We start from the raw sequence: 5,096 nt of genomic DNA on the forward strand, positions 1-5,096 counted from the left end.
ACTTACGGGCGAGCGACCGAAAAAAGCCTCCGGCGAACGGCACCTCACCTCCACCAGCGGAAAAAAAATGAAGTAAGACAAAAAAGCAACCCAACACCACTTGTCAAACCTTGGACTTCATAGTCGGTAGCGATGTGCGGGCGGCGACGATTGCACTTGCAAGCAGACGGAAACGCGCTGCCGCCGCTCCGTCACCATCGCATGGTTATCGGCAATTATAGCGGGCATTGGTCGAGTGTTGGAACATGAGAAGAAAGGACGATGCCGGACGGCGATGCCATGGGCCGTAATGGATCGTCAGATACGAAAATGCCGGCGAATTACTCGGACGACGATAGCGACGGATAGCGTTAGCAGGCCGTAGAAACCAAACGCGATGCCATGTCCAGTGGGATCACCCGGACTGCGGGCATCGGATGCAAAGAGAATCGAGCCGAGCGTTCCACCGACCAATGTCGGAACAACCAGTGATCGAAGTGTGGTTTTTGGCACCTCAGCCTTGGGCTTCGAGCTTGTTTGCGTGTCAGTTGCGGGTGGATCGTATGGATTCATGCATGCGTTAAAGTCAGTCCGATAACGGCCGCCATAACCGAGTGGCGGCGAACGATTTGCCACTTCAAAAAACACGGATTCCGCCACTTCGGTTCATGGCTTGGTTACGCCATTTCGTTTCACCATGTCGGCGGACAACTCCTGGGCAGCAGAGGCGAGAGGATCCGCCGAGTCCCAACCATCTGCATTGTAAACAACCATCCATTTCCCTTCAGTCTTAGTGAGCCAGTAAAACACGCGGAATCGACGGTCGTCTCGCTGGTCCGTGTTTCGGAAGACGAGCACGGACTCGTCTGCATCCACCCCTTCGGGAATGTACTGGCTAAGTTTCGAGTTCGGTTCGATCTCTGACAGTTTCAACCAATACCGTCGGCTATCTGGAGCAAACTTGATAGGTTTGGCATCACGTAGCATTTTCCTCAGAGGACGCATGCCTTGAAAAGTTGCGTCCTCGGTAACGATCTCTTCAAGTGGGCGATGGGACTTACCCTGGATTGCATTTTCAAGCTCGTCCACAACAATTGTGACCTCTTGTTCTGCCGTTTCTACAGCCCTGGTTTCTTGGGCTTCGATAGCCAAGGTGGGCAGCAACAAGAGCAACAACAAAGAGAATCGGTTCGGTTTGAACATTTCTGCAACTTCCATTCTTGGCGTAACGGTACGGTTCAGCGCGGGCCGCGCGGAAGATTGACCACTTCAATCACGGTTGCTCGCGGCCTCCGTTGCAACCGATGGTTCCCCGCCGTCCTGTGTTTCGAGCAGAGATCGCATCTGGGTATACGAAACGTCGCCGAATCCAGTGCGAAGCAATTGTAGGGTTGGGTGGGCATCTGTGGCAACTTCGGCCCGTTGTCGCCTTTCACCGTCTTGGATCACGATGATAGTGTGATCAGGGGATGGGGCATACTCCGTCCCGTCGATGGTCACGGCATCGGATGTTGACGACGAGCTTGTAGTGAACCCGGACTTCGATAGGTCGAGAGGTTCGGCAACGATCAACCAAGGTGTTACGCCGTCGTATCGCACCATCGTGACGAAGTAGCCGGAACTGGGTTCGCCAATCGCGGCGGTAGTGAATGTGTAACGAAACGTTGACGTTGTGGATCGACCGCTTGAGTCGCAGCCAGCAGCAAATGCAATCGCAAGCATGGATGTGGCGATCGTAAGACGAGAGACCGTGATGGCGTTGCGTATCATCATTTCAGTCGGGGAACGGCCCGGATCAGCGGGGACCGGGAGTTGAGCATCCATTTGTAAAAACTGACCACCGGTCCTCCGTTGAATCCGATGGTTCGTCGCTATTCTACCATCGAGTTGTAACGTAGGCCTCACCGACCGCTACTTGTGGGATCTTGTTGTTCGGTTCTACGTAGTATCGCAGTTCGGCGTCAGATTCGGAAGCGCGCACTGTTTTGACCTCGATCATTGGAAACGCATCGTCTTCGTCTTCTCGTTTTCGCTGAAATCGCATTCCCGGGAAAACATGGTGCTCCGCACCGACATCAATGGTTACAACTTGACGCACGACCTCGTCATCGTCGCCAATCCTCTCGCGTGTCTGAGTATCAGTCTGGGTGACTTTGGTCACGATTGGCGGTAGATCAAGGTAAGGCTTGAACTGCGGTGGAACATGTGGAATCGCATCAGGTTCTTTCGGATCGAAAGCGTGATTAACCCGTCTAAGCAGACCCATTGGCAACTTGCCTTCGCCTCGAACAGCCAGACAGAAGGCGTGAATCTGCGTTTTGGGAACCAAAAAGATGTACTTGCGGTATCGCACAAGGATCAACTCGCGCTCCGTGGGAGACCGTCCTGTCCGACTGGGATTCTCCCACTTGATGCGGATGACTGATTCATCAACCGAAATCGTTCCGTAGTCCGAATCGGTCATCCAACCTTCGCATAGGTATGCCGCCCCATTCTTTGGAGCCAGCCAGACGTATGACGGCCCCATATCGAGACCCTGCATGGAATCGGAGTACTCACCTGCCCAAGGGTGATCGACAAGGTTGCCTACCTCTGCCTTGATGTTATCGCGACGCGGTGAAGCAAGGTCATCCGCCAGCAATGACAGCGGTAGCACTACGACCATGGCGAAAAATGCAATTCTCAAATCACGAACACCTCAGTCGACGAACGCCGGAATTCACGGGGTCGGGCTGTGAAAAGATTGCATTTCAGAAACGCGTGACGCCCGACTCCCGTGCAATTCCTTGGTTCGTCGTCACTCTTTGCGTGAGTGGATTATGATCGATTCTTCTTCCCGTTGCAAAACCAGTGTATCCGGTATGGGATCAGGGGCCAGCCAAACTTCGTAGGGCGGGCCGTCACGTTCCGACCAGATGGCTCTGTAGTCGAGATCGGTCAAGCCTTGAATGTTCACGCGTGGTTCCCTATCAACATGCGGTCCCTTCAGACGCACAACCAGCTTGCGATCGTCTTCAATCCATACTTCGAGCGGTGTGTAGTGGCCAAGTTTGGCACCGTCAGCAACGGCGTATTCAGTCACGAGTATCCCACGAGACCTCGCATCTTCGACCGAATAAGACGAGGATCCTCTGCGTCGGTTGCAACCGACGAACAGGAGCAGTAGCAGCGTCGCGACCAGTGCTACACGCATCGTAAAGCTTTCATCGACGAACGGGGGGAATCCGCGGTCGGCGGCGGTTGAGTTTCGACTAGCCAGCAAGGTTTCACGCCGACCGCTGCATTCCATGGTTCGTCGTGCATTGTTCGTTGCCGCGGTCGCGAGAGTGTGCGTCACGCGTTTTCGGGCGTTGGTGTTAGTCGGCAGGCCACGGGCACTCAACATGGTAACGTTTCGGTCACGCATCGTGTTCCACCGACGCGGCCGTTTCCTCGCCAGCCCGGTCTCTGGTAAACAGACATTGTAGTAAACGAGCACTGCCGTCGGCGCACCGATGTTAACGCTCACCACTCGAATCGCTCACCACTGACGAGCGACATGACAGCGAGAGTTCGGTCTCAGTTGAACGAGCATTGATCGGGCACGTGGTCGCGTTGGAATCCAGTCGCAAAATGCTGGGCCTCCATCGCCAATCCGCTTACCATCGCGCGGTGACGTTTCTACATCGACGAACGGTACACATCAGCGGGTGGCGGAGAACGATTCACCACCACCAAAAAAATTGACACCGCCACTCCGTTGCAGTACGCCCAACATGGGCGTGATCTTGTGGGGTGAGAGTCCCCTGTACTTAGTTCCGGATTCTTTCTATGAGGCAGTATACCAAATGTAATCCAACAGAAAGACAGTACGAGGCGAGGGCAACTGCGGCGAGGCAACAGACCGTGGAGAGGAAGCCTGCGAAGATGATCGATAAGCCAGCGAACAACACGTGCTGGACGTCTTCTCGCCAAGACCTGCCAGGTTACGAACAGAAACCTCATATGAGGCCGACGACTCCAGGCGAGCGGGCTGCTGACCGCGAAGCCGAACCGGAAGAAAGAGCGGAGGTAGATGAGGAGCTTGGGCAGGGATAGATCACGACCCTTATTTGGGGAGAGCTGTGGACGTACCCGTGAGTAAGGCTTGGCCTGAAAGGCGGGGCGATCGGGGTAACCCGACTCGTGTCCCCAGCAGTCAGCATCAGCCGTAGTACTGAGCCTCCGCATCCCAGCGGAAACAGGAAGGGCCTCACGTCACTTCACAAGGAACGAACCATCCATGACCTCGACCGCCCCGAAACACACAGAAGCCAGTTCGAGCAACCACAACGGTGTCGAACACGCGAAGGCCCCGTGCTCTTCGGAGCTCCAGTCGGAGAAGACGGCCTCGGCGGTCATGGAGAAGTCAGCCTTGAACTCGCATTCATCATCTCTGATGGAACTGATTGTCGACGAATCCAATATGGAATGTGCTTGGCAGAACGTCAAAGCCAACAAAGGGGCCCCTGGTCCTGATGGCATCACCCTTGGCGAATTCCCCGAGTCCTTCCGGCACCATTGGCTGGAAGTTCGTCAGCAACTACTGGAAGGGACCTATCGTCCGGGGCCTGCCCGGCGTAAGTCGATTCCCAAACCCGATGGCAGTCAGCGGCATCTCGGTATACCCAACGTGATCGACCGTCTGATCCAACAAGCCATCTTACAAGTCTTGACCCCGATCTTCGATCCATCTTTCAGTGAATCGAGTTTCGGTTTCCGACCACGACGCTCTGCACATGGAGCGATCAAGCAGATTCAGCACACGATTCGCAGCGGCTATCGCCGATGCGTGGACATGGATTTGTCGAAATTCTTCGACCGAGTCCAGCACGACGTCTTAATGGCGCGCGTGTCTCGTAAGGTCCACGACCGGAGACTGCTCAAGTTGATCGGCCGCTATCTGCGTGCGGGCGTGATGGTCGATGGTCTGCTCCAACCCTCCGCCGAGGGAACCATGCAAGGTGGTCCGATCGCTCCTCCAACGATATTGCAAACAATGGCGGTTTCTTGGATAGATTGATCCCAAGGACGGCGTTGTCGACGGCGTATGGCGATGGCTGGAAGTCGCCGTAAGCTGTTTTCAAGCAAGTGTTTAC

The 5,096-nt window shown here is 55.1% G+C and carries 7 protein-coding genes; 2 read left to right on the top strand and 5 right to left on the bottom strand.

Going from position 1 to position 5,096, the window contains the following annotated elements:
* Window positions 1-297: 297 nt before the first annotated feature.
* From Poly21_RS20015 to Poly21_RS20035, 5 genes are all read right to left on the bottom strand, one after another.
* Window positions 298-552, bottom strand: coding sequence for a hypothetical protein (locus tag Poly21_RS20015; RefSeq protein ID WP_146408583.1), 255 nt, complete (start codon window positions 550-552; stop codon window positions 298-300).
* 93 nt (window positions 553-645) lie between these two features.
* Entirely contained in the window at window positions 646-1,182 is a 537-nt protein-coding gene (locus tag Poly21_RS27755; protein ID WP_302119728.1) for a hypothetical protein, read from the bottom strand.
* Window positions 1,183-1,248: 66 nt separating this feature from the next.
* Window positions 1,249-1,752 carry a hypothetical protein gene (locus tag Poly21_RS20025; RefSeq protein ID WP_146408585.1) on the bottom strand — a complete coding sequence of 168 codons (504 nt, stop codon included), beginning with the start codon at window positions 1,750-1,752 and terminating at the stop codon, window positions 1,249-1,251.
* A 103-nt stretch (window positions 1,753-1,855) separates the two neighbouring features.
* Window positions 1,856-2,665: a hypothetical protein gene (locus tag Poly21_RS20030; RefSeq protein ID WP_302119731.1), complete on the bottom strand. Its 810-nt coding sequence runs from the start codon at window positions 2,663-2,665 to the stop codon at window positions 1,856-1,858.
* A gap of 111 nt (window positions 2,666-2,776) precedes the next feature.
* Window positions 2,777-3,487 (bottom strand): hypothetical protein, encoded by a 711-nt coding sequence (locus Poly21_RS20035; protein ID WP_146408587.1) that lies wholly within the window; start codon window positions 3,485-3,487, stop codon window positions 2,777-2,779.
* Window positions 3,488-3,885: 398 nt separating this feature from the next.
* Between Poly21_RS20035 and Poly21_RS27760 the strand changes: the two genes are divergently transcribed.
* Window positions 3,886-4,056 carry a hypothetical protein gene (locus Poly21_RS27760; RefSeq protein ID WP_302119734.1) on the top strand — a complete coding sequence of 57 codons (171 nt, stop codon included), beginning with the start codon at window positions 3,886-3,888 and terminating at the stop codon, window positions 4,054-4,056.
* A 184-nt stretch (window positions 4,057-4,240) separates the two neighbouring features.
* Complete coding sequence (locus Poly21_RS20040; RefSeq protein ID WP_302119736.1) at window positions 4,241-5,020, top strand: reverse transcriptase domain-containing protein; 780 nt, start codon at window positions 4,241-4,243, stop codon at window positions 5,018-5,020.
* Window positions 5,021-5,096 lie beyond the last annotated feature (76 nt).

This window comes from Allorhodopirellula heiligendammensis, assembly GCF_007860105.1.
In the GTDB taxonomy this organism is placed as follows: domain Bacteria; phylum Planctomycetota; class Planctomycetia; order Pirellulales; family Pirellulaceae; genus Rhodopirellula; species Rhodopirellula heiligendammensis.